25 protein-coding genes are annotated in these 24953 nt (G+C 60.0%); 19 read left to right on the top strand and 6 right to left on the bottom strand.

The features are described from left to right. Window positions 1–313 precede the first annotated feature (313 nt). From VFQ24_05735 to VFQ24_05810, 16 genes are all read left to right on the top strand, one after another. Entirely contained in the window at window positions 314–1300 is a 987-nt protein-coding gene (locus tag VFQ24_05735) for an O-antigen ligase family protein (protein HET9177843.1), read from the top strand. Then, window positions 1291–2424, top strand: coding sequence for a glycosyltransferase family 1 protein (locus VFQ24_05740; protein HET9177844.1), 1134 nt, complete (start codon window positions 1291–1293; stop codon window positions 2422–2424). Before VFQ24_05735 ends, VFQ24_05740 begins: the two co-directional genes overlap by 10 nt. Then, window positions 2421–3614: a glycosyltransferase family 1 protein gene (locus tag VFQ24_05745; GenBank protein HET9177845.1), complete on the top strand. Its 1194-nt coding sequence runs from the start codon at window positions 2421–2423 to the stop codon at window positions 3612–3614. Before VFQ24_05740 ends, VFQ24_05745 begins: the two co-directional genes overlap by 4 nt. A 13-nt stretch (window positions 3615–3627) precedes the next feature. Then, entirely contained in the window at window positions 3628–4905 is a 1278-nt protein-coding gene (locus VFQ24_05750) for a glycosyltransferase (GenBank protein HET9177846.1), read from the top strand. After that, a complete protein-coding gene (locus tag VFQ24_05755; GenBank protein ID HET9177847.1) occupies window positions 4905–5627 on the top strand; it encodes a sugar transferase in 723 nt (240 codons plus the stop codon). Before VFQ24_05750 ends, VFQ24_05755 begins: the two co-directional genes overlap by 1 nt. Window positions 5628–5788: 161 nt before the next feature. Then, window positions 5789–7243 carry a sugar transferase gene (locus VFQ24_05760; protein ID HET9177848.1) on the top strand — a complete coding sequence of 485 codons (1455 nt, stop codon included), beginning with the start codon at window positions 5789–5791 and terminating at the stop codon, window positions 7241–7243. Beyond that, window positions 7227–8333 carry a GHMP kinase gene (locus VFQ24_05765; protein ID HET9177849.1) on the top strand — a complete coding sequence of 369 codons (1107 nt, stop codon included), beginning with the start codon at window positions 7227–7229 and terminating at the stop codon, window positions 8331–8333. The genes VFQ24_05760 and VFQ24_05765 overlap by 17 nt, the downstream gene beginning before the upstream one ends. 92 nt (window positions 8334–8425) lie before the next feature. After that, the gene (locus VFQ24_05770) at window positions 8426–8659 is read left to right on the top strand and encodes a hypothetical protein (protein HET9177850.1); all 234 of its coding nucleotides are present in this window, start codon (window positions 8426–8428) and stop codon (window positions 8657–8659) included. Window positions 8660–8699: 40 nt separating this feature from the next. Continuing rightward, window positions 8700–9071 carry a type II toxin-antitoxin system VapC family toxin gene (locus VFQ24_05775; GenBank protein ID HET9177851.1) on the top strand — a complete coding sequence of 124 codons (372 nt, stop codon included), beginning with the start codon at window positions 8700–8702 and terminating at the stop codon, window positions 9069–9071. A 228-nt stretch (window positions 9072–9299) separates the two neighbouring features. Next, entirely contained in the window at window positions 9300–9995 is a 696-nt protein-coding gene (locus VFQ24_05780) for a nucleotidyltransferase family protein (protein ID HET9177852.1), read from the top strand. A 6-nt stretch (window positions 9996–10001) separates the two neighbouring features. Next, the gene (locus VFQ24_05785; GenBank protein HET9177853.1) at window positions 10002–10667 is read left to right on the top strand and encodes an HAD family phosphatase; all 666 of its coding nucleotides are present in this window, start codon (window positions 10002–10004) and stop codon (window positions 10665–10667) included. A gap of 176 nt (window positions 10668–10843) precedes the next feature. Beyond that, on the top strand, window positions 10844–12247 hold the full coding sequence (locus tag VFQ24_05790; protein ID HET9177854.1) for a UDP-glucose/GDP-mannose dehydrogenase family protein: 1404 nt from the start codon (window positions 10844–10846) through the stop codon (window positions 12245–12247). A gap of 328 nt (window positions 12248–12575) precedes the next feature. Then, on the top strand, window positions 12576–13469 hold the full coding sequence (locus VFQ24_05795; GenBank protein ID HET9177855.1) for a UbiA family prenyltransferase: 894 nt from the start codon (window positions 12576–12578) through the stop codon (window positions 13467–13469). Window positions 13470–13519: 50 nt separating this feature from the next. Further along, window positions 13520–14497 carry an NAD-dependent epimerase/dehydratase family protein gene (locus VFQ24_05800; GenBank protein ID HET9177856.1) on the top strand — a complete coding sequence of 326 codons (978 nt, stop codon included), beginning with the start codon at window positions 13520–13522 and terminating at the stop codon, window positions 14495–14497. After that, the gene (locus VFQ24_05805; GenBank protein ID HET9177857.1) at window positions 14490–15869 is read left to right on the top strand and encodes a DUF92 domain-containing protein; all 1380 of its coding nucleotides are present in this window, start codon (window positions 14490–14492) and stop codon (window positions 15867–15869) included. The genes VFQ24_05800 and VFQ24_05805 overlap by 8 nt, the downstream gene beginning before the upstream one ends. 129 nt (window positions 15870–15998) lie before the next feature. Further along, window positions 15999–18068 (top strand): ATP-dependent DNA helicase RecQ, encoded by a 2070-nt coding sequence (locus tag VFQ24_05810; GenBank protein ID HET9177858.1) that lies wholly within the window; start codon window positions 15999–16001, stop codon window positions 18066–18068. Between the two features lie 249 nt (window positions 18069–18317). Here the strand turns inward: VFQ24_05810 and VFQ24_05815 are convergent, their stop codons facing one another. Both VFQ24_05815 and VFQ24_05820 read right to left on the bottom strand, forming a co-directional pair. After that, on the bottom strand, window positions 18318–19208 hold the full coding sequence (locus VFQ24_05815; GenBank protein HET9177859.1) for a S41 family peptidase: 891 nt from the start codon (window positions 19206–19208) through the stop codon (window positions 18318–18320). A 502-nt stretch (window positions 19209–19710) separates the two neighbouring features. After that, window positions 19711–20061, bottom strand: coding sequence for a helix-turn-helix transcriptional regulator (locus VFQ24_05820; GenBank protein ID HET9177860.1), 351 nt, complete (start codon window positions 20059–20061; stop codon window positions 19711–19713). Window positions 20062–20267: 206 nt separating this feature from the next. On the opposite strand from VFQ24_05820, the gene VFQ24_05825 reads away from it, so the two are divergent. Then, the gene (locus tag VFQ24_05825) at window positions 20268–20813 is read left to right on the top strand and encodes a hypothetical protein (GenBank protein HET9177861.1); all 546 of its coding nucleotides are present in this window, start codon (window positions 20268–20270) and stop codon (window positions 20811–20813) included. A gap of 103 nt (window positions 20814–20916) precedes the next feature. Next, window positions 20917–21543, top strand: a complete 627-nt coding sequence (locus VFQ24_05830; protein ID HET9177862.1) for a hypothetical protein — start codon at window positions 20917–20919, stop codon at window positions 21541–21543. A gap of 204 nt (window positions 21544–21747) precedes the next feature. Here VFQ24_05830 and VFQ24_05835 read toward each other — a convergent pair whose 3' ends face one another. From VFQ24_05835 to VFQ24_05845, 3 genes are all read right to left on the bottom strand, one after another. After that, window positions 21748–21930 (bottom strand): hypothetical protein, encoded by a 183-nt coding sequence (locus VFQ24_05835; GenBank protein ID HET9177863.1) that lies wholly within the window; start codon window positions 21928–21930, stop codon window positions 21748–21750. A gap of 66 nt (window positions 21931–21996) precedes the next feature. Further along, window positions 21997–22353, bottom strand: coding sequence for a hypothetical protein (locus tag VFQ24_05840; protein HET9177864.1), 357 nt, complete (start codon window positions 22351–22353; stop codon window positions 21997–21999). Between the two features lie 334 nt (window positions 22354–22687). Further along, window positions 22688–23188: a carboxymuconolactone decarboxylase family protein gene (locus tag VFQ24_05845; protein HET9177865.1), complete on the bottom strand. Its 501-nt coding sequence runs from the start codon at window positions 23186–23188 to the stop codon at window positions 22688–22690. 78 nt (window positions 23189–23266) lie between these two features. On the opposite strand from VFQ24_05845, the gene VFQ24_05850 reads away from it, so the two are divergent. After that, window positions 23267–24148, top strand: coding sequence for a sigma-70 family RNA polymerase sigma factor (locus VFQ24_05850; GenBank protein HET9177866.1), 882 nt, complete (start codon window positions 23267–23269; stop codon window positions 24146–24148). A 118-nt stretch (window positions 24149–24266) separates the two neighbouring features. Here the strand turns inward: VFQ24_05850 and VFQ24_05855 are convergent, their stop codons facing one another. Further along, window positions 24267–24755, bottom strand: coding sequence for a cupin domain-containing protein (locus tag VFQ24_05855; protein HET9177867.1), 489 nt, complete (start codon window positions 24753–24755; stop codon window positions 24267–24269). Window positions 24756–24953 lie beyond the last annotated feature (198 nt).

Consider the following 24953-nt stretch of genomic DNA (forward strand, 5'->3'; position numbering starts at 1 on the left):
CGAACTATTTCTGTTCGCCGTGATCTTTTTCTTGCCCATGGGCTGGACCCTCGGACCCGGTTCACCAGTTGGGGATGTGGCGACGGCGGCTCGATTCGCCACCGTAGGGGGGTTCTTTTTCGGTTGTTTCTGGCGCGGGGAGCTTTGCTTTGCGCAGCTTTGGGAACCACGGATGACACGCGCTACTTTGTTGTTTTCCGCAGCGGCATTGGCCTCAATCCTTTTTGGCACTAACGGGGTGACGCGGGATTCTGTACACAACCTGTACCGCTTTCTCTCGTACGTCGCATTTTACCTTTTCTTGCTGGCCTGGGTGGATTCGAAGCGACGGGTCAAGAGAGCGGTCGCCGTGTTGCTATCTTCTGTGGTCCTCCTGGCTGTGTACGGCGCCATCCAAAGGCTAGCTGGAGGCTACACTTCGCTCTGGCTGTACCTGAATCCTCGTGGCCCAGAGCTTCCCCCCTGGGACGGCAGGATACCCTCGCTGCTCAACTACTCAAACTCTCTTGCGGGTTACCTTAACCTCATCCTACCGTTGGCCCTAGCCTGCTCGATTTTGCCTGTCGGGAGGCGCTTTAGGCAGGCGGGGGCACTTGCGCTCGCGTTGGGCACCCTGACGCTGCTTTTCACTGGGAGCGTCGGCGGCCTTGTCGCCTTTGGGTGTGTGGGAGGGCTCGCAGGTTTCTGGCTGTTCAGGGGATTTGCCAGACGCTTCATTTGGCTCGGTGGCCTTGCGGCTCTCGCAATCGCGTTTTTTGTTGCTAGAAGTTTCCTGAATCCTGTCCACACTGTCAGCCTGGTAGGGTACGACGTAGGAACGCGATTGCTCCTATGGACAACCGCGTGGCATTTTTTCATTCAATCGCCTATCTGGGGGATTGGCTGGGGAAATTTCGTCGGCGCATATGGTAGCTACCTCAACCTATCGTGGATGCAAAGCGGGGTTTACGAAGTCCATAACATCTACCTTCAGTTGCTTTCCGAAACGGGGGTTGTTGGCTCGTTTGCATTCTTTGGGCTGATCGTTCTTGCGCTCCGTGAGGCTCGACGTCAAATGAAGTCAGCCTCAGAGCCCTTTGAAATGGCCCTGGCCTTCGGGTGTTTCGCCGCCATGGTCACTGTGCTTATCCACGGCTTGGTCGATTTCCTCTTTGAGGTTAGCCCGCCCTTCGGAACGTTGTTCTGGATGCTGCTGGCGCTTCTGACTGTCAGTGGACGACTCCGGAAGGGGCCACGAACGCGGCGGGCGCTGGCGAGGTGTGGAAAACCGGCAGCGGGAGACGTACACAAGTGCGAATAGGAATCAACGCAGCCTTCCTCGGTGGGAGGTCCGATGGTTTAACCACATATACGCGGTCTATCATCGGGGAGCTTTCCGCTTCAGGTCACGAGGTTCTCGTTTATACGTCGGACGAGCTTGAATCTCACTGGGCTGGCAACGCCACGAGGCGTCGAATCCCGTCACCCTTGCGGGCGGGAAACGGTACCGTGGGGAACACGCTGCGCGTGACGGCGTGGTGCCAAGCCGCGCTCCCGCTCTGTGTGGCGCTTGATCGGGCACAAGTGTTGTTGTGTACTTTGCCCGAAGGCATGGTTGTCCCAACTTGTCCGCAGGTGGTCGTTGTTCACGATATTATCCCGTTGCTATTCCCAGATACAGGATCGCGATGGAGCACCTATTTCAGATACGTCTTGCCTTGGGTACTTAGGGCGTCCCGTTGTGTGATAGCCGATTCACAACATACTAAGAACGATCTAAGGAGACATTACGGGTTGCCTGAGGGAAGGATCGAGGTGGTCTACCCCTGGGTCGATCCGGTGTTTTTCTCCCACCTTCCCGATCTGCCTCCGCAGGATCACGAGGACGGGCCTTTTTTTCTATTTGTCGGTCGTTTGTCACCGAATAAGAACCTCGAAATGGTGGTTCGGGCGTTCGCTGCTATTCGCCGTGATGTTCGCCACAGACTGGTCTGCGTCCTAGGCATCACAGACGACAGAGACCGGAGATGTCTTGCGGAGATTCTAGATGTGGCAGTGCGCCTCGGGGTTCGTGACCGGCTTCATGTCTATTCGGGCCTCTCTCGCGCTCAGCTTCTTTTTTTGTACCGGAACGCCACGGCGCTGGTCTTGCTTTCAAAGTACGAAGGTTTCGGTTATCCGCCGCTGGAGGCGATGGCCACGGGGACACCCGCCATTGTCAGTGATTCAACCTCTCTTGCCGAGGTTGCGGGCCCCGCCGGGTTGTGCGTTTCCAATACTGAGCCAGACCAGGCGGCAGAAGCGATGAAGAGGCTGGCCTGCGACCCGCCGTACCGGGCGCAACATTCTGAGGCAGGAAAAGCGCACGCCCGCACCTTTTCACGAGAGCGCAGCGGGCGCATGATCAGGTCGATTCTCGAGCGGTGCGCAAAGGGGGTGGCATGACGATTCTTACCGGCGACGTTTCGCACGCGAAAATATTGGAAAGGGAAGGTGCTGCCACGCGGCCGGAGCAGGCAGCGGCGAACGGAGTGAAAGCACGGCTGACAATTGATGCGCGAATTTGGAAGGCCGGGATTGGAACGTACACGCTGAACCTGCTGCGGGCGATGCGGGGCGTGAACGGCGGAATGCGTATCAGCGCCATTGTGCGGGCTGAGGCGGCAGACGCGATTTCCGGACTGTGCGATGAGATTCGGGTAGTGGACGCGCCCATTTACACGCTGAAGGAACAGATTCAGATTCCTGCGGCGGCGCGAGGGTCGGACCTGCTGCACGTGCCGCACTACAATGTGCCTGCGCTCTATCGAGGGCCAATGGTCGTGACGATCCACGACCTGACCCACGTGACCGAGCCGGGATACCGCAATTCTGCCAATGCCTGGCTCTACTCGCGGCCCATGCTGAAAATCGCAGCAAAAAAGGCCCTGCAGGTGATTACAGACTCAGAGCACTCAAAGCAGCGGATTGTCGAGCGGCTTGGTGTGAAACCAGAAAAAGTAAGCGCCATTTATCTTGGGCTTGGACCGCAGTTCCGGCTGCTGGACCGCGAAAAGGCAGCGGATGACGTGGAGAACGCTCTCCTAATCAGCCGACCGTACCTGCTGTATGTGGGCAGCCTCAAACCGCATAAGAACCTGGGAGCCTTGCTACGCGCCTTTGCGCTGCTGCGCTCGCGAGGGCACATGAACCACGCGCTGCTGCTGGCGGGCGACGACCGGAAGCGAAGGCGAGGTGTGCTCGACGACTGCGCCCGACTCGGGATCACCGGGGCCGTACGGCATATTCCATGGGTGTCGGAGAATCTGCTGCCCCAATTGTATGCAGCGGCGGAGCTAGTGGTGATGCCGTCGACTTCGGAGGGCTTTGGCTTGCCAGTGGCGGAGGCGATGGCCTGCGGGACGCCGGTGGTATGCTCGAACGCGGCTTCGTTGTCGGAGGTGGGCGGCGACGCCGTGGAATATTTTGATCCCTACAGCGTGGAGGACATGGCGGCCGCAATCGAGCGGGTGCTCGACTCACCGGCGCGGCGGGCCGAGATGGGCGAGAAGGGGCTGAGGCAGGCGGCGAAATTTACCTGGGAAGAGTGCGCGCGGAAGCACCTGGAAGTCTATCGACGCGTGCTGGCATCTTAAAGTTTGGAGTGTGATGGACCGAATAGGGGAATCGGGGACAGTGATGGATTCGATGGCGAGACCTGGCGTGCCTGCCGAAACGATGAGCCGGCTGCGGGTGGCCGTGGTGCAGTTCTGGCTCTCCGGTTATGGCGGTTCGGAAAAGGTGCTGGAGGCGATCGGGGAAATTTTCCCGCAAGCCGACTTCTACGCGCTGGTGGTGAGGGACGGAGCCATTCCGCCCTCGCTGCGGGGACGGAAATGGACCACTTCCTTTGTGGACCGCATACCCGGTGCAAGGCGCTGGTACCGGCACTTTCTTCCGCTGTTTCCGTATGCCCTGGAGCAGTTTGACCTGAGCGGCTACGACCTGGTAATCAGCTCGGAATCCGGGCCGGCCAAAGGCGTACTGACCTCTCCACGGGCCTGCCACATCTGTTATTGCCTGAGCCCCATGCGCTACATCTGGGACATGTACCACGAGTACCGGAAGAAGATGAATCCTTTGGCGCGCGCGGCCTTCTCGCTGACGGCCCACTACGCCCGGCAGTGGGACGTGAGCACGGCGGCCCGCGTGGATTACTTTGCCGCCATCTCGGATTACGTCGCCGCGCGCGTTCAGAAATATTACAGGCGCGAAAGCACGGTGATTTATCCGCCCGTTGACGTATCGAAGGGTTACCTGTCAGACGAGAGGGAAGACTACTACCTTGCGATCAGTCGGCTGGTGCCGTATAAGCGCCTGGACCTGGCCATCGATGCCTGCAACCGGCTGGGACGCCGCCTCCGGATTGTGGGCACGGGGCCGGAATACAATCGGCTGCGAAAATTGGCTGGCCCCACCATCAGGTTTCTCGGGAAGCTGGACGAAAATTCGTTGCGAGAGTGCTACGCGCGCTGCCGGGCCTTCCTGTTCCCGGCAGAGGAGGATTTTGGAATCGCGCCGGTGGAAGCACAATCGTTTGGAAGGCCGGTGATTGCCTACGGACGCGGCGGAGCAGTCGAGACCGTGATCGGGCTTGCGGACGACGCCGGCGCTCAGTCAGCCACAGGAATTTTGTTTGCGGAGCAGACAGCGGAATCGCTGGCCGGCGCCATCGTCAGATTTGAAGAGGCCGAATCGTCGTTCAGCCCGGAATTCATCCGTGCCAGCGCGCAGCGATTCAGCCTTGAAAGATTTAAGGAAGAGTTTGTGAAATTTGCTGCGGGCCGTCTGGCCGAATTCCAGGAAGAGTCCGGCGGATGGTCACAGCGAAGAGAAGCGCGCGACTTGGCGCAGGTTCCCGCAGGCGGAGCAGGAGGCGACGGCTGATGGGGAACTCTTCGATTGCCCGCCCGGAAACCAACGCGCCTTCTGTTGAGGCGGGGAAAGATGCGGCTGCCGTGGAGGCAGTTTCCCCTGGCATGGAAAAGCGCTACGGCCCCGCAGCCAAACCGTTGCAGCGGGCTTTGAAAAATGCGCTGGACTTTGTTGGAGCGATGGCCGGGCTGGTCCTGCTCTCGCCTGCGCTCCTGATTATCGCTCTGTGCGTGAAGCTCGACGACGGCGGAACCGTTCTCTACCGGCGGCGGGTGGTGGGGCAGAACGGCGAGTTTGATGCTTTCAAGTTTCGAACCATGGTGACCAATGCGGAGGCTGTTCTGAAAGCCGATTCAGGACTTCGCCAGCAGTACGAGCGGAACTTCAAGCTCAAAAACGACCCACGAGTGACTCGCACTGGAGCGTGGCTGAGGAAGTACAGCCTGGACGAACTGCCGCAACTGATTAACGTCGTGCGGGGACAGATGAGTCTTGTGGGGCCGCGGATGTGCACACCGGAGGAATTGAAGCGGTACGGCCGTTGCGGGGGCCTGGTGCTGAGCGTGCGGCCGGGAATCACAGGCTACTGGCAGGTGAATGGGCGGCAGAACGTGTCATTCGATCAGCACGTGGCGATGGATGCGTTTTACGTGAAGAACTGGAGCCTGAAGATGGACCTTGGAATTCTGCTCCAGACACCGCGCATTGTCATCAGCGGCGAGGGCGCCTACTGACAATGCGTAAAGTACCATCGTGGAGCAGCGGCGCTCTCGTTGTGAATAAATAACGGGCTCGAGCGAACCGCAGAATTTCCATCCTTGAGGCCCCGGCCGCAGTGACTTGCGCTCCCGCCAGAAAATCATGATGAGGCCCTGCCGCTCCGGGAGTAGTAATCATGCCAAGACCAACTCGTGAATTTGGAATTATAAGAAGCCGCAGAATCTCCTTCCTCATTCTCGCGGCGGACATTCTGTGGATTGTGCTGGGGTTCTATCTCGCTTACGAGTGGCGCTACGGGTTCACCTTCAGCGTGGGCGACGTGTGGGCCTGCTTCTCGTTGTTCGGAGAATTGGCAATTGCCGCGGTGCTCATCTGGAGCTTTCTGGCGCTGGTAATGAAGCTGGACGGGTTCCAGGGCGGCTGGACCTTCCGCTCCGTCTTTTCCGACCTGTTTGTCGGGGTCGTACTGCTGATGGCGCTGCTTCTGGCGAACGGTTACCTGTCCCGCGTTTACCATTCGCGGCTGGTGCTCATCTATTTTGCCGTTTTGGCGCTTGGGGGCTTCCTCGCCATCCGTTGCCTGGCCTGGCGGGCGCTCCGCTCCAAGCACTATCGAGGCTTGGGGCGCCGCATCGCGATTCTGGGCGGCGGCAGGATCGCCCGAGAACTTTCCACCAAAATCGCCCGTCACCCGGAGCTGGGCTGGCAGATTGTCGGCTATATGTGCCCCGACACCGAGAATGGCGTGGCGGGAGGGGCGGAGAAGCAGACCCGGCGGGTCCCGACGCTCGAGGTGGCGGGGTTTCTGGCCGCGCACAAGGTTGACGAGATTATTGTGGCCATCTCCAATCCCGCCCGCCAGACGCTGGACGTGGTGGCGCAATGCGAGCGCCTTGGCATCGGCGTCCTGGTGGTCCCTCAGGCGTATGAGCTTTATATCTCGCGCCCAACGCTGGCCGAACTCGACGGGCTGCCGCTGATTGCGATTGACCAGTACAACCTGCCGGCGGGCGGGCAGGCGGTCCGGCGTCTGACGGACCTCGTGCTGGCTCCCCTGATGCTGGCGGCTACGCTGCCCACCCTCCTGGTGGCGGCCGTAGCTCTGATTCTTCGTAAAGGCAGCGCTTTCCGCAAAGAACTTCGCTGTGGCGAGGATGGCAAGACATTCGGGATGTACCGCTTGAACGTTGACCGCGAAATGCCGGTCCTGCCCGCGTATGAAAAGCTATTCGTTGATTTAGGAATTACGGAGTTGCCGCAGCTCTGGAACGTGCTTCGCGGAGACATGGATCTGGTGGGCCCGCGGCCGGAGCCGCCGGAGCGCGTCAAGCACTACTCGGACTGGCAGCGGCAGCGTCTAAAGATCCGGCCGGGGATTACCGGCCTGGCGCAGATCCAGGGGCTGCGCGAACAGCACTCGGCGGAACAGAAAACGCACTATGACCTGCAATACATTGTGCGCTGGTCGCCATTTCTCGACCTGTCGCTCATCCTTCAGACCGCCTGGACGCTGGCGGCGCGGTTGTGGAGAAAAAAGAGCGTCTGGCCGGGGCCGCTTGCGGGACGCTCCCCATGGCCCGTTCAGGCGGAAACACACCCAGAGGAGGTTCTCTATGTTGATCACCCGTAGCCCTGTCCGGATCAGCTTTGGCGGCGGAGGAACGGACCTGCCCGCTTACTACGAGCAGTTCGGCGGCGCCGTGCTCAGCACGACCATCAACAAATATTTCTATACCGTGCTGAGAAAGAGGGATGACGGCAAGGTCCAGGTAATATCCTCCGACCTCCGAACGCTTGAGACGTGGGAAAACATTGCCGGTATGAGCTTTGAGCGGAGCGAACTGGAAATTCCCCTGGCGGTGATGAAGGACCTGGGACGCAGCGTGGCGGTGGACCTGTTCCTGGCGTCTGAAATTCCTCCCGGCACCGGCCTGGGATCTTCCGCGAGTGTCTGCGTGAACGTTCTGAAGGCCTTGTCCACCCACCTGCATCTGGACCTCTCAAAGTATCAACTGGCAGAGCGGGCGTTTCACATGGCGCGCAACGTCCTGGGCAATCCGGTGGGCAAGCAGGACGAATACGCCGCAGTTTTTGGCGGGATGAACTACATTCGCTTTGAGAGGAACGGGTCGGTAATGGTGGAACCCGTGGAACTGGATGCGGTGCTGTTGCGCGAACTGGAAGAGAACCTGATGCTCTTCTTCACGGGCGCTACTCACCAGTCGCAGACAATCCTCGAGGAGCAGGAGAGGGCAACGCGCGATGACAGCCGCCGGGCGCTTGAACCTCTGCACGCCATCGCGGCGCTGGCCGACCGCATGAGGGCCACGCTCGAGGACGGAGACCTCCACACCTTCGGCGCTCTGCTGGACGAGGGCTGGCAGGCCAAGAAGCGGATTTCGGGCAAGATTTCAAGCGACCAGATTGACGCCCTCTACCGCACCGCAAAAGAGAACGGAGCGGTGGGAGGGAAAATCACCGGCGCCGGAGGGGGAGGTTTTCTGCTGCTCTACTGCGAGCGGCCCCACCAGGAGGCGGTAAACAGGGCCCTCTCCGCGGCAGGCGCGCGCGAGATGACCTTTCGGTTTGATTCCAAAGGGGCCCAGGTGATCGTGAACGATCCTTTCATCGACGGCGACGAGTCGGCCGGTGGGAGCTGGCAATTTATTCCCTACTCGACGGCAAAAGGGACCGCCATGGACTTGGCCTGGGACGCCTAAGCGCGCCAGGAAGACTGGCAGATGTAGCGCCCACCTTCAGGTGGGCAGGCGCCGAGTCAAAGCTCGGCATTACACGTGTATAATCAAAGGAAATGGAAGTAACCATCAAAGTGCCCGATAAGATGGCAGCCGAAGCCCGCGCGCATGGCGTGTCGGTCGAAGTCTACGTGCAAGAAATCCTGGCGAGGCAGGCGCTTGACGCGACGGGCGAGAAGGGTGCTCAGTCCGTTCGCGCGGCCATAGACCGAATCCGTGAGTTGCGCAAAGGCAACATGCTTGCAGGTCTTCGAACGAAGGATCTCATCCACGAAGGCCACAAATACTGATGCCCACTTTCGTTGTGGATGCCTCAGCGGCCTTGGCTTGGTGCTTCGAGGACGAAGCCGACAGTTGGACGGATGGGCTTTGGAGCGTTTGCGCCAGGGCGATCGAATGGTTGTTCCTGCGCATTGGCCCACTGAAATCCTCAACGGCCTCCTGGTTGCTGCTCGTAGAAAGCGCATCAGGCCAGATCAGCCAGAGCAGTTCTGGGGCGAGCTTGTGCGCTTACCCGTCGAGACGGAACCGCCGCTCGCCGCAGTTCAGGCAACCACGGTCCTCCAATTCGCCGAAAAACACGGCCTTACGGTATATGACGCGGTGTATTTAGAACTGGTTCATCGGCGCCAATTGCCTCTCGGAACCCTTGACACGGACTTACGCAAGGCGGCGCAACTTGAGGGTGTTCCGCTGCTCTAGACCGACCTCCGTCTTAGCTTGCCACTCGTAGCCCGTCATCGCCGCCCTCGTGCTGGGGTCGAAAGTATCTGGAAAGCCCGCGAGCGAGAAGTTCCCTCGAGCCAAGTTGAAGCTCGGCGCTACACCGGCAAGAAAGGGATGCAGCATCCCGGATATAAATTCACGTTGCTTTAACGCACTGCGCAAGAGTTCCAACCGCCGTCCACGCAACAACCACGGGCTAACATCATGAAAGCTTTTCTTCTGGCCGCAGGTCTCGGCACACGGCTGCGTCCCCTGACCGACCAGACTCCCAAATGCCTTTTGCCCGTTCGGGGAGTGCCGGTGCTCGCCATCTGGCTCGACCTTTGCCACCGCCACGGCATTGACGAGGTCCTGATCAATGCGCACTCGCACGGCGAGCAGGTCAGGAAATATCTGGCAGCGCACCGGAACGGAGTGAACGCCAGGGTGGTTGACGAGCCGGTGCTGCTGGGAAGCGCGGGAACCATCCTCGCCAACCGCAAGTGGTTGGAAGGGGAACGCTGCTTCTGGATCATCTATGCGGACGTGCTGACCAACGCCAGCCTCGGGCAGATGATGCAATTCCACCGCGAGCGCCGGGGCCTTGCCACGCTCGGTGGGTATGAAGTCCCGGACCCGGAACGGTGCGGAATTATGCAGGTGGATGCCGACGGCCTGATCCAGCGCTTTGTAGAGAAGCCGAAAACGCCGGCAGGCCGTCTGGCATTTTCGGGCCTGATGATTGCCGACGCGGCTTTGCTTGAGCGGATTCCAGACAACCGGCCCGCTGATCTGGGCTTTGACGTGCTGCCCAAACTGGCCGGAAAAATGTATGCCTGGCCTATCTCGGACTACCTGCTGGACATCGGAACATTCGAGAACTTCAAGCTGGCGCAGAAAACCTGGCCGGGCCTCGACTGAGACGACATGAAGTGCCGGAGCGCGTGCAAGGGAGTGATTTTTGACATGGATGGAGTGCTGATTGACAGCCACCCCGTCCACAAAAAAGTGTGGAGGCAGTTCCTGGCCTCGCTGGACAGGCCGGTAACGGAACGGGAACTCGATTTTGTGCTGGACGGCAGGAAGCGCGAAGAGATCCTCCGCCACTTTCTGGGAGACCTTTCCGCGGAACGTATCAGGGAGTACGGACAGCGAAAGAACAGGATTTATGAAAAGACCACAAGGGACCTGAAGACCATTTCCGGCGTGGAGCAATTTCTTGGCACGTTGGAATCAGCGGGCATCCCTATGGCAGTAGCCACCAGCGCCAGCTTCGAGCGCGCCCGGGACACCCTGGCAGCTCTCGGGATCCTTCCACGCTTCAATGCCCTGGTGACCGGGAACGACGTTGTCAAGGGAAAGCCTGATCCTGAGGCGTTTTTGCGCGCCGCCCAGCGGCTGGACCGCGATTCACACGAGCTGCTGGTGGTGGAGGACGCTGTTTCCGGAGTCAAGGCGGCAAAATCGGCGGGGATGAAGTGCCTGGGGATTGCTGCAGGCGGACGCATCGAGATACTGCGGGCGGCCGGCGCCGACCACGTGGTGCGCGACTACCGCAAGATCAGCCTGGACGAAGTTCACCGGCTGTTCTGAACCTCGGCCAATGACGGACCTGTCCGCCGTATCGGGTTGGATGACATTGTCTTTGATTTAGTGAGGATTGCGTAATAGACTAACGGGCTTCCGTAGCGCCGGTCCCGCCCACCGGGAGCGGCCCTGAAAAGTGCCGCCGGGACGGCGGCGCTACGAACGAGCGGCGTCCCCACATTTTGCAATCCTCAATAGACGGTTTTGCGATCATCGCAGGTAAGGGGTTCGGGGTGCAGATATCGGTCATTGGCTGCGGATACGTTGGCCTGGTTACAGGCGCCTGCCTTGCGGAGGCGGGCCATGAAGTGGTGTGTACTGACAAGGATTCGGCCAGAATTGCCGTGCTGAACGATGGCGGAATTCCAATCTATGAGTTGTACCTGGACGAACTGGTTGCCAGAAATCGCCGCGAAAACCGCCTGAAGTTTACCTCAGACGCGGCGGAGTCGGTCCGCGCAAGCGAAGTCGTATTTATCTGCGTTGGAACTCCGCCGCTTGAAACCGGCGACTCTGACCTTTCCGCCATTGACGCAGTTGCGCGGCTGATCGCCACCGCAGCCAAAACGCCGAAGTTGGTGGTTGAAAAGAGCACGGTGCCGGTGCAGACGGGGCGGCAATTGAAACAGGCGCTGAGCGTTTACGGGCGGAAAAGCGGCGTGGCGTTCCGCGTGGCTTCCAATCCGGAATTTCTTCGCGAGGGGACGGCGGTCGGGGATTTTTTGCATCCGGAGCGGATTGTGGTGGGCGTGGACGACGACGCGTCCGAAAAGCAGCTTCGGGAGGTTTACCAGCCGATCCTGGCGGGGAAATTCAACTGCCCCCTGCATCCTGCCGCCTGCCCCGCGCTGGCGCCGCCGTCGTTTCTGGTGACCAACATCAACAGCGCGGAGTTGATCAAGCATGCTTGCAATTCCTTCCTGGCTTTGAAGATTTCCTACGCCAACGTACTCTCGGACCTGTGCGAATCGCTGGGCGCCAACGTTCGAGAGGTCACGCGCGCCATGGGGCTGGATGCGCGGATCGGGCCGCAGTTTCTGGCTGCCGGCCTCGGCTTTGGCGGGTCCTGCCTGCCCAAGGATGTTCAGGCGTTTATTCGTCTTTCCGAGCAGGCTGGGATGGACTTTGCCTTGTTGAAAGAAGTGGAACGCATCAATCGGCAGCGCGTCCAGCGTTTTGTCGAAAAGGTCCGCCGCGCTCTCTGGGTGATCAAAGACAAGAAAATCGCCGTGCTGGGCCTGGCCTTTAAACCCGATACGGACGATATTCGCTCCTCTCCGCCCATCAGCCTGGTGAAGCAATTGCTCGCCGAGGGAGCGCAGGTGAGGGCCTACGATCCTGCGGCCATGGACCGAACGCGCGAGCTGCTCCCGGAGGCTTGCCACAGCAGGGACGCCTATGAGGCCGCGCGCGGCGCTGACGCGCTGCTGATTGCGACCGAATGGCAGGAGTTTGCTGCGCTTGACTGGGAGCGGATCTACAACTCGATGGCCCGTCCACTGATTTTGGACGGCCGGAACCTGCTGGACCCGGACCAAATGGCAAAGCGAGGTTTCGAGTATCATTCCTTCGGCAGGCCCGATTGAACCGGCCTCTACCAAAAGCTTTGGCCAGGCGGTCGCTGCAATCGGCAGCGAGCGCCCGGAAAGTCTTCGTGGGTTTCATGCTTGATCCTGTGATGTCCGGCGAAATTCCGGAAGAGCTTCCTTCTTCCGTCCTTCACGCGATTTTTTCCTCCAGGCTGTTTCGTATCTTCCTGCCTTAAGAACCCTTCCTGAGCCGCGCCTTCCCCGAAAAATAAGCACGATAATTCGCCAGCCGCAATTGGGCCGGCGCCGATTGGCCTGCCCTGAAAACGGCACGACTGTCATTTCAACTTGCCTGACGGGCCGCGAAGCCTGAAAATAGCGTCGCATGAAACTGCTGAAGCTCTACTGGACTTTTGGCCGCCCCTTCACGCTGATTCCTCCCATGGTCGGCATTTTTTCCGGCTCGCTGATTGGTTATGGGGCAACGCACGTCCGCCTGGTCCCTTATCACATTGTGCTGGCGGTGTTGGCGGCGGGAGTTCTGAACGCGGCATCGAATGGCATCAACCAGATCTGCGATTTTGAAAACGACCGCATCAACAAGCCGCACCGGCCGCTGCCTTCCGGACGAATGACCTGGCAGCAGGCCTGGGTGTTTGTGGTGGTCACCTATGTTGTGGCGCTGGCGATGGTGGCCGCGATCAACTGGCAGATTTTTGCCATCTACGTCGTGGCGGCGCTTGCGACACTGGCCTATTCAGTGCCGCCGGTGAGGCTGAAGCGAAGCACCTGGGGATCGAACATCATCATTGCGCTGGTCCGCGGCGGACTGCTGAAGGTGGCTGGCTGGGCGGCGGTGGCCACGGTGCTCCACTCGGTTGAACCGTGGTACATCGGCTCAATCTACGTTGTGTTTCTGCTGGGCGCCACCACCACCAAGGACTTTGCCGACATCGAAGGTGACCGCAAGGCGGGCTGCATCACGCTGCCGGTGCGCTACGGCGCAACGTTCAGCGCCCGCGCCATCAGCCCGTCGTTTATCCTGCCATGGCTGATGCTGCCGCTCGGTTTGTGGCTGCGCGTTCTGAGCGGAAATTCCACGGCGATTGTGGTTTTGAGTATCATCATGCTGGCGTGGGGAGCCTATGTGATTTACCTGATTAACGATGACCCCCGGCGGCTGGTGACGGAGGGAGAAAATCATCCCGGATGGCACCATATGTACTGGATGATGATGGTAGGGCATCTGGGACTCGCAGCCGCGTACCTGATCAGCTAAAGTGAGTTTTGCGGCCGGCGGCAGCTCGCGGCGGCGGATGCGGAAAGATAATGATTCTTCTGACAGGCTCAAGCGGATATCTCGGCTCGCGCATTGCGCACGCGCTGGTGGCCCGCGGCGAGGCGTTCCGCGTGCTGGTGCGGGACCCAGATAAGCTGGGCCTGGCGCCCGCAGAAACCCGGTGCGAGATCATGGCCGGCGATCTTTGCGACCGCGAGGCCGTGGCGAACGCGCTGCGCGGAGTGCAGCAGGTGGTCCATTCCGCGGCGCTGGTTAAGATGTGGGTGAAGGACCCGCGGGAGTTCTGGCGGGTGAACGTCGAGGGGCTGAAATCCCTGCTGGAAGCTGCAGACCGGGCGGGCGTGGAACGCGTAGTCTACACGTCTTCGTTTATGGCCGCAGGGCCGTCGTCCGACTCGAAGGCAGGCGAAGGATTGAAGAACCACGGACCGTACTCGAATGAATATGAAGAAACCAAAGCCCGGGCGCTCGACTGGCTGCGGGCCGAAGGCTTTGCGCGGTTTCCGGTGGTGGCGCTGCTGCCGGGGGTCGTCTACGGTCCGGGTCCGCCGACCGATGGCAACCTGGTGGGCAGCATGATGCGCCAGTATTTGAGCGGAAAATTTCCCGGGCTGCTCGGTTCGGGCGAACAGCGATGGAGCTTCTCCTATATTGCTGAGGTTGTGCAGGCGCATCTGGCGGCGCTCGAAAAGGGCAGGGCGGGAGAAGAATATTTCCTTGCCGGCGACAATCGAAGCCTCAATGACCTGTTCCGCGTGATCGGGCGATTGGCCGACGTTACCTTTCCGGTGCGGCACCTGCCCTTTGCAATCGGGAAAGCGGTGGGAGCGCTGGAAGTCGCGCGGGCGCGGCTCTTTGATCATCGGCCGCAATTGACGCCGGGCGTGGTGGAAATTTTCAAGCGCGACTGGATCTATTCGAGCGACAAGGCCGTCCGCGAGCTGGGTTATCGCGTGGTTCCGCTCGAGGAGGGAATTAAAAAAACCTTGGAGGCGGGAATTGGGTGACGCTTCGGTCTACAACGGAGTGGGGCGGCGACCGCTGATCTCCACGCGGAAGATGGTCCACATCTCCATGCTGTCGTTTGCGCTGCTGCTGCCTTTCCTGACCTGGGTGGAGGCGGCAGGGGCGGCGCTGGTGGCGCTCGCTTTCAACCTGTTCATACTGCCACGGCTGGAACTTGACCTCGGCAAGCAGTCCACCCGCGGGGCAGGCGAAGCTCGGCCCATGCAGTGGACCGGCATCGTTGCATATCCTGTTTCTGTGCTGGTGCTGGTACTGCTGTACGGCAGGCGTATGGAAGTGGTGGGCGCCGTGTGGGCCATCATGGCGCTGGGCGACGGCTTCGCCAGCGTGGCCGGCGAATCCCTGCGAGGTCGCGCGGTCCCGTGGAACCGGGGCAAAACGTGGTCAGGCTTTGCCGCGTTTATCGCCATCGGCACGCTGGGAAGCTTTGCGCTGGCACGGTGGATCAATCCGTCAGTGCCCGAACTGAATTTGCTGATTGTCTGCGCGGCCACGGCGGCGGTGGGAGCGGTGGTTGAGACGCTGCCGATCAAGCTGGATGACAACATCTCCGTGCCGCTGGTCTGCGGCGGCTTCATGTATTGCGCGCTGCTCATCGAGTGGTCGGCGCTCCAAAGCAACCTGCCTTATCTCGGCGTGCGCGTGCTGCTGGCCGTTGGAATCAATGCCGTTTTTGCTCTGGCTGCCCTGGCGCTGCGCATGGTGAACCGCTCAGGCGCGCTGATGGGTTTCCTGATGGGAGCCCTCATCTACATGGGCTATGGCTATAAAACCTTCCTGGTGCTGCTGTCGTTTTTTGTGATCGGCTCGGTGGCAACTCGGCTTGGCTACGGTCGGAAGGCGGCGCGGGGCGTGGCGGAATCTCGCCGGGGCGCGCGAAGCTGGCGCGAGGCCACGGCCAATACGCTGGCGGCGGCGTTCTTTTCCGTGCTGGTGATCACGACTCACTACGAGGCGGCGTTCCTGGCGGCCTTCATCGCGGCGATGGCGGAAGCCGCAGGCGATACCATCTCGAGCGAAATCGGGCAGTGGCTTTCCGGGCGAGCCTACATGATTACCACCTTCAAGCCTGTCCCTGCAGGTCTCGACGGCGGCATTTCGCTGGTGGGAACGCTGGCGGGAATGGGCGCAAGCGCCGCGATTGTGGCCGTGGGCTACGCGCTGGGCCTGTGCCGGCCCGGCACCGCCGTCGTCGCGTTCATCGCCGCCGGGGCAGGGAACCTGTTTGACAGCTACCTCGGCGCCACCATCGAACGCCGCGGCCTGGTCGGCAATGGCATCGTCAACTTTGCCGGTACCAGCTTCGCAGGTGGCCTGGCGTTGGGCCTGCTGCTCGCCTTACACCTGGTGTGAGAAGGTTTCGGCTTTGCGCCAGCCGTTGAGCTGAAGTGATTCTAAAGCCCACACTCAGGAATGTCCTGAGTGTGGCTGCCAGCCATCGGCTTGGCGCGCAGCCGGTGTTTACCAAGTGGGACCGCACCCATGCCAACCGACGATCTTCATAAGCTTCTGCGCAGTGCGTTTGGGTTCTCCTCCTTCCGGCCGAACCAGGAAGCTGTTTGCCGTGCGGCCATCAAAGGGCAGGACATCCTGCTGGTCATGCCCACCGGGTCCGGCAAGTCGCTCTGTTACCAGTTGCCGGGCGTCTCGCGCAGCGGGACCACGCTGGTGATCAGTCCGCTGATTGCCCTGATAGAAGACCAGGTAGCAAAGCTCAAGGAGCGGGGTTTTGCGGTTGAGCGCATCCATTCCGGCCGCCCGCGCGCCGACCTGCGCCGTGTCTGCCAGGATTACCTGCGTGGAGTGTTGCAATTTCTTTTTATTGCCCCGGAGCGGCTGCGCGTGGCCGGCTTCCCGGAGATGCTGGCCAAGAGGCCGCCGTCCCTGGTCGCGATTGACGAAGCACATTGCATCTCGCAATGGGGGCACGACTTCAGGCCGGATTACCGTATGCTGGGCCAGCATCTGCCGGGCTTGCGCCCTGCGCCGCTGATAGCGCTGACGGCCACCGCCACGCCTATTGTTCAGAAGGACATCGTGGCGCAATTGGGGCTGGTGCGCCCGGCCCTCTTTGTTCACGGTTTCCGGCGCTCCAACATTGCCATTGAGGTTGTCGAAACTGCCCCTTTTCAGCGACCCGAACTTACCCATCAACTGCTGCGGGTGGCGGAACGGCGGCCGGCAATCGTCTATACGCCCACGCGCAAGCAGGCGCAGGCTCTGGCAGCCGAACTGGCCTCTTCCTTTCCCGCCATGGCCTATCACGCCGGCCTCGATGCCGGGATACGGCAGCAAGTGCAGGCCGAGTTTCTCAAGGGGCGGGTGGAGGTGATTGTGGCGACGATCGCCTTTGGGATGGGGATTGACAAAGCCGATATCCGTACTGTAATCCATACGGCCCTGCCTGGCAGCATGGAAGCGTATTACCAGGAGATCGGACGCGCCGGCCGTGACGGAAAACCCAGCCGGGCCATCCTGATGCACTCCTATGCCGACCGCTACACCCACGACTTCTTCTTCGAGCGCGATTATCCGGACATCAGAGTGCTTGATGGAATCTTTGCGCACCTTGGGCCTGCGCCGCAAACGAAAGCGGCGCTCCAGCGGCAGGTCCAGGCGGAGGAAGAGGACTTTGACAAGGCGCTGGAAAAGCTATGGATCCACGGAGGCGCCGTGGTGGATTATGCTGAAAATGTCAGCCGGGGCGCCACCGGTTGGCGCGACGCCTATCTTGCTCAAGCAGAACAGAAGCGGGCGCAAATCGATCAGATGATCCGTTACGCAGAGAGCCGGCAGTGCCGCATGGCCAGTCTGGTGCGCCATTTTGGCGATCTTGCCGACGGGCAGAAGGCTTGCGGGATCTGCGATTTCTGCGATCCCACGCATTGCGGAGCACAACGGCTTCGGAGCGCCACCCAGGAGGAGCATGCCTGGCTCTTGCGGGTAGCGGCCGCCCTGCGCAAGACGAACATAAAATCAACGGGCAAACTTTATCTGGCGGTATGCCCGGGTCGTGAAATGGCCCGCAATGCTTTTGAAGAAGTGCTTGGGGCCATGGCACGGGCAGGCCTCGTAGAGCTAATCGACTCGGCCTTTGAGAAGGATGGCAAGTCGATCCCTTACCGTACTGCCAGGCTTACGGATGCCGGTTACGCCGTGGACGAGCGGACGCCGGTCAACTTCCTGATGAAAGAGAATGTGCTTCCACCCGACAAGCGCAAAAGGAAGAGGAAGTCCAAAGCTCCCGAGGGACGGAACAAGGCCTCAAGACCGGAAGCCGCAGCACGGCCTGAGGCGGCGGCGAACGCGAAAGGGGTGGAAAACAAAAACGAGGCCCGCCTGGAAGCGGCGTTGCGCGCCTGGCGCCTGGCCGAAGCCCGGCGGCGCGGCCTGCCCGCGTTCTGTATCTTCAACGACCGCACTCTGAGTGCCCTGGCCAGCAGCCGCCCGGCAACCACCGAAGATCTGCTCGCCATCCCCGGAATCGGAATCAGCAAGCTCGAGAAATACGGACGAGACATCTGCCGCCTCCTGCGCGGGAATGGCGATTAATGACGCAGGTCGCACGCAGCCTGGGTAATGCAGCCTCTGCGGCTATTAATTTGGAAACCGGCGAAAAGCCGCCGACCGCGCGAACGGCGGGCTGCGCTACGGACTCTTGCCGAAGGTGGGAGTGGCGGACCGTGCCGACTTCATCCTGGCGGCGCTTGCGGAATAGCCGGTATACAGTGCGAAAATTGATTTATAGCAAGCAGCTCGCAGACCCTGCGGTTTAAGATTTGGAAACTGCCCATGTGGAATCTAACGAGTTCCCAAGGTTTTCATCGTCTGGATTTTTTGTTCTGCAAGATGTTCTGCCACTTGTAAGGCATCTTCGGGTCTGACTTTCACATTGGGCCGCACACCCACTACCGCCCAGTCGGGTTCTGAGTAGGGATTAATCGCTCGCGTTTCGCGAATGCCCATTCCGAAATGTTCGTCGATCCGATGGAAAGTTCCGACATCAGTAGCGCCGCCTGTGGTTTCGCCTACGAGTATGGCCCTCTTCAGCATTTTTAAGTTGTAGCTGAAGTGCTCTGCACCGGAAAACGTTCTGGCCGAGGTCAATACATAGATCGACTTGTCTGCGAGCTTGTTTCCTGGAACTGGCGACTGTGTCCATGATCGATCCGTCGTATTCTCTCTCGGGTTGTACATGTATTCCGGGTGGTCAAACAAGTAGGCCGCGATGAGCATAACCATTCTGGGGTATCCGCCATGGTTGTCCCGCAAATCGAAGATGATCGCCTTGGCATCATTCAGAGACGCCAAGGCTGCCTTCGCTTCTGAACTGCAGATGGAAGGATCAGGAAACGAATTTAATTTTAAATAACCGATGCTGTGTGGCAGGACCTCGATTTTCTCGAAGTTGCAGTTGCTTTCTTCCAGCGCCCGCCGGTACTGTGCAAGGCGCTCGGCGTTCGGCCCCATCGGGCGATCCCGTAATGGAAGGCGGCTATAGACCACTTCCAGGCCCATGTCGCGGCTTGTGTCCCTCAGTTGCTTCGTCAGCAGAGCGGCGAATGCTGCGCCATCCGTAATGCTTCCATAATCGCCGGCTTTTTGATGTGCCGCCAGCGCCTGCGCAACCTTGTCGGCAAGGTCTGGATGAATATAGTGCTCTCTCAAATTCGCGGCCACTGCTTCAATCACTCTCTGCTTTTCCGCCTCGCCCAGTTTCTCGCCCTCAGCCAGCCTGTGTCCTGGATCGTTCGGATTCGATTGCGAAGCCTGAAGTTTGCGGAATCCAAGTATGGCAAGCTCGGTACGTTGGGGCCTCATGGCCGGGGCGCTTGGCAGCCGCGAATTGCCGAAATGATTAATCAGAGCAGGGACAGCGCCCAGGGTCGCGAGTGAAAGAACGCCCCCGAAAAGCAGCGCCGCCGGACGTGGCGCCTCGGCTTCCTGAACGCGAAATATAAATAGTCTTTCGAAACTGCGGGAGGCTTGGATGCTGCCAAATTCCGGCACGATAGAGCTGTGCATACGGGGAAGCGAGACCGCGAGATCGAAGAGCAGATCCAGCCAAAGGCGAAGGCGCGGCAAGAATCCCCTTTCATCTCGTGCCCGGTCGCGAAACAGAAGGAGGGCTTCCACGCCAAATTCTTCGCGAAAATGAGAAGGGAATAGCCGAAACAGCCAGGTGTAAACCTTTTCAGACATATTCCCCTCGCAGGATTTTCTTGGCGCGTGCGACGCGCAATAAATCCGCCAGCCTTTCGGCCTCTGTTCGAGCAAGCTTGCGTCCTGCTGTGGTCAATCGATAGTAGCGGCGCCGCTCATGGTTGAGTCCTGGGTCTTCACGCAGATCAACTTCCTGGATGAATTTCTCTTCGAGTAAGACCTGGATTGAGCTATAAAGCGTTCCGGGTCCCAGGCGCATTCGGCCGCCGGTCTGGCTTGCCACTTGACGCATGATCCCGTATCCGTGCAGGTCTTCGCCAACCAGTGACAGCAGAATCTGGAACGCCGCCGAGGGTAAGGGGTCGAGTTTTCTTTTTGGCATAGGTGCTCGATAAACGATATATCGATAAATAAGTATATGCAAGTTCGACTCATCCTGCAAGACTCTTCTCACAGCCTTTGTGGCCGGCTAAAAGTGGGCACAGATCAGCGTTCTGCTAGGTACGGACCGACTATGGCGGCTGGCAGAGATTTTCTCGCGTTGTCGTTCTATAATTGCCTGCCGGACCTTTCTTTGGAGGCATTGCGATGGTTGTTGCCTTCCTCAGCTTGCTGGTCGCATTGGCGTTTGGACAGGCTCACAACGCTGGCGCGCCCACGCTGCCTTTTACCGATCCCGGAGCGTGCCCGTTCGAGTGCTGCCAGTACGGCGAGTGGACTGCAACGTCGAGCCAGCGGGCGTATAAGTCCACGAACAGAGAATCGGGCCTTGCGTTCACTGTTCGCCCCGGCGAAAAGATTACTGCGCTGACGGGCGTGGTGATCACCCGGAAAGCCGGCCTCGTAATTATCCGGAAACAGACATCTTTCGAGGACATAACTGTTCCGGCAGGAGCGAAGCTCTTTCTGCTCCACCGCGTGGGCGAGGGCGTCGACCTCTTCTGGTATAAGGGAGCGACTCATTCCGCAGAGCTCTATGTAGATCAGGTCCGTAAAGCCAACGCGCAGTACCCGTGGGACGTAATTTCGTTGCCGCAGACCGAATGGTGGGTGAAAGTGAAGAATTCGCGCGGCGCTTCGGGCTGGCTGCTCGAGCCACAAGGCTTCCGCGGCATGGACGCCTGCGGGGGCTGATTGTTTTGGACCCTGGCCGTTGCCAGTTGGAAAACCTGCTGCACGGCCAGACCGGACGCGCTACAATTGCGCTTCTGCACCGGCCACTCGGGAGGGACCAGCGATGGTTCGGAAACTTACACCTATTGTTCTGGCGCTGGCGGCCATCGCATCGGCTGCCGCGGATCAACATGCAAATCGCGCGGAGATGCTTGCCCACCTCAAGAACGTGACGACGTGGTCAGAACTAGCTAAGAGAGATGTTCCACCCGTGGAATTCGAGATTCACTTTAAGGGGGCCGAACCCGGCGGCGGATGGCTTGACGGTACATATCGGAAACTGTGGTACGGCCCGAAAGGGTATCGCGTAGAGATCCAATCCTCGGCATATTCTGCAGTCGAGGTGCTTACTGACGCCGGAGTTTGGGAACAAAGCAGTCTCGATGACGAGCCGTACGCCATCAGCGAGGCAACAAGAGTTTTGCTGGGATACGGTTCCCAGGTGAATTCTGGCGACAAGCTCGGCCAGCCCAAGGACCAGACCGTCGGCGGGAAGCGGCTCGTCTGCTCCACCGTCAAACGCCCTAATCACATATCGGTCGATTTTTGTCTTGATCCTGATTCTCTGAGCCCCGTGTCGATTGCGTGGAAGTCCCGGCTCGAGGTTGTTGATCATTCCGACTTCATTCCGTGGGGCGCATGGCTTATGCCGAAGGCTGTACAGTCGCATGTGAGCGGGAGACCGAGGTGATCGCGGAGTTGACGAAGCTCAGTTCTCCTACCGAGAGCCTGGAAGCAGCTCTGACCCCGCCAAGCGGGCCGGACGTCCGTCATCATCCCGTGTGCGGCGAGTCAAACTCCGTTGATCCTGTTACCATCTCGCGGAAGCCAATCCCTTACCCGCCCTTGCTGAGGCAAAGAGGAGAGGGAGGCATTATGCGAGTTTTAGCGGTTATTAGGGAGAGACGGACGCCTGCACAGCATTACCTTCGTTCAGTCGGTCGGCCCTGACCTTGACAGGCTCGCCGTTCAGGTTATGAACGAGTGGCGCTTCAAGCCCGGAACGTGTGGCGGCGTTCCCGTAAGTGTGCCGGTGGAATTTGAATTTCACTTCGGCTTGTAGTTCCCAAGTGATCATTCCAGGGGCTTGTGCTTAGAAAATCACCCGCTTGGCACGAGGCCGCCGACGCTTGCTGACTGCCGCCTATGCGGGCTTTGGGCCGGCAGGCCGAAAATAGCGGGTGGCTGCGGAGCGGAAGAGGAAGAATGCCAGCACGGCGCAAAGCGTGGCGTGAATTGCCAGCTCGGGAATGTTATGGAAGATGCTCAGGACCACGTGGAAAGCAATCCAGGCGAGCGCCAGCCAGCGCGCCCAATTGTGGCCGCGCAGCATGTACGCGCCACTCAGAATCGCCGCGACAAAGATGAGTTCCACCCAGAGGATGTCGTAGGGAAACGGATGGAACGTTCTCTGCACGGCCGCGTGATAAACGAAGCCCACCACGCCCATTATTAAATAAATCCAGGCGATGATGGTTACGGAAAGGGGACGTTTATTCACGATTGGCAAAGCATAGCATTGCCAACCGTGGGACTCAAGCTGGCGATTTCGGATCCCACACGGGTTTGACCGTCATCTGATCACCCGCCTTGAACGGAAGAATCGATCGTCCTCAATGGAGAACCAGAGAAGACTAGTGCCGTGCGTCTGAAAAGGATTTACAACGTGAAGACGTGACACGGGCGTCCGGCCCGTGTCGGACCACGGCCAAGATGGCCGTGCCACGGGGGAGATTGTGAAGGGTAAGGCGACGCACGACGCGAGGGGTGCAAGGCTGCGCGGCGGACGCAGCCCGTACCCGTTAGGGAGCCCCATGAGTCATGCGGCGATTTGTTCAGCGGGCCGCAGGGCCGCCCTCCATCACCTTCTTCGCTTGAAGTGACTTGGCCCACTCGCCCGCCACCTGCCGGGTGGCCACGTTCAGCCGGTTCCACACGTTGGTGACGGCAATCCACAGGACCAGGGTCGCCAGTTCTGATTCATTATAGAAACGCGCGGCCTCGTTCCAGATGTCATCCGGTACAGGGTCTGGCCGGTCGCTCAAGCGAGTGACGGCTTCGGTGAGCGCCAGGGCGGCGCGCTCGGCATCGCTGAACCAGGGAGCCTCGCGCCAGGCCGCCACGGCGAACAGGCGCTCATTTGAATCGCCCGCCTTGTTAAAGCGCAGCGAGAGATCAACACAGACGCTGCATCCGTTAATCTGGCTGGCGCGCAGGTGGACCAGAGCGAGCGTCTTGGGCGGAATGGTGCTCCGTTCCACTGCCTTCGCAAGGTCTTGCATGGCCTGCATGGCCTCCGGATTAAACATTACCGGGTTCTTTATCCGTGCTTGAATCATCTAATACCTCCATGTCACAAAGTTTGGATTTTGTACGTCACCACTATGACGGACGAAAACGAGGAGATGTGACCGGTGGATGAAGGCAATTGGCTGGCGGAACGATTTGAAGACAACCGCGGTCACCTGCGGGCGGTGGCCTACCGGATCCTGGGGTCGATGAATGAGGCGGACGACGCCGTTCAGGAAGCCTGGCTGCGACTCAGCCGGTCCGACGAGAGCAGTATAGAAAACCTTGGCGGCTGGCTGACCACGGTGGTGGCGCGCGTCTGTCTGGACATGCTGCGCTCGCGCAATTCGCGGAGGGAAGAACCCATCGCTGGGCCGGCGAACATACCGGTCGCGAGCAGTGGGCCGGGGAGCGATCCCGAACAGGAGGCGCTGCTGGCTGACTCGGTTGGACTCGCATTGCTGGTTGTCCTCGGCCGGCTGACGCCCGCCGAGCGCGTTGCGTTCGTTCTGCACGACATGTTTGCAGTTCCTTTTGAGGAAATCGCCCCGATCATTGCACGCACGCCCGTGGCAGCAAGGCAGCTCGCCAGCCGCGCGCGGCGTCGCGTGCAGGGCGCTTCCGCGGTCCCATCCAATCTTATCGAGCAGCGGGCAGTGGCCAGTGCTTTCCTCTCGGCTTTGCGCGCCGGCGACATCGAAGGACTTGTCGCCGTGCTTGATCCCGAGGTCGTTGTGCATCTGGACGAAGCCTCTGCGCGCGCGGGAGGTCCCAGAGAAATCCGCGGCGCCCGAAACTGGGCCAGCGGAGCGGTCGCGTTCGCCGCTGTGGCCAAATCTGTGCAGCCGGCTTTGGTGAACGGATCGGTGGGGCTTGTGTGGGCCCCGCGGGGACGTCTGATGCGAGTGGTCACCTTTGCGCTCAAGCGCGGCAAAATCGCCCAAGTGGAAATTATCGCCGATCCAGCGCGCCTGCTCGAACTCGACCTGGCCGTCCTCAATCCCTGACGGCACTCGGTATCGCCTGACGAACTCAAGGGTTGCGTTTTGCCTTTCCGTTGGTCGTGACGTTGCAGGATCTGAAAGATTCGTTTTCCTCTGGATTGCAGCTCCCGGATGGGCGCCCTTACGTCTGAGACGGAGACGGAGCGGGCGTAAGGCCGTGGCGGAGCATGATCTCAATCATCTTCGCTCTGTCCGGGGGCCCACCTGCGGCCGCGTTGATGACCTCGGCGGACTCGCGGAAAAACTCCGGGCCGATGGCCGCCGGGGTGATCACGCAGAGGGCCTTCACGTCGAGGGCTCCGTGATTGTCAAAACGGTGGACAGCGCCGCGGGGAATGCAGAGCGCCTGCCCCGGTCCCACGTCAATCGGCTTTCCGTCGACGGTCCAGGTGAGCATTCCCTCAATCCCGTAAATTGTTTCTTCGTAATGGTCATGGCTGTGCGCAGGCGCAGCCAGTCGCTGCGCTGCCGGGACAAAGAACTCGAATGCCGCGACGCTGCCGCTTGAATTCCGCGCCGTGACCAGGAAGCGTACCACGAGCGGTCCCAGGCGGATCGTCTCGTCGGCGGGACTGGTCCTGACGTTCACGCTGGTGCTCTGTTGCCACATGTCGTGGTCTCCTTCACTTAAATATTCCAGGCCTCAAAAGTATCTTGTGACTCAATCTTGCAGGCACCATTCTACATCGTGGCGCTCTGATTCGTTCGAATGGTTTTCCGTGGGAAGCCTGTTCTGAGCCGGCGTTGTGCATTACTCCGCCCGGCCCACGGTTCTGTGTTATTTTGTAAGGCCAACAGCGGCGGGTTT

It is taken from the genome of Terriglobia bacterium (assembly GCA_035712365.1).
GTDB lineage: Bacteria > Acidobacteriota > Terriglobia > UBA7540 > UBA7540 > SCRD01.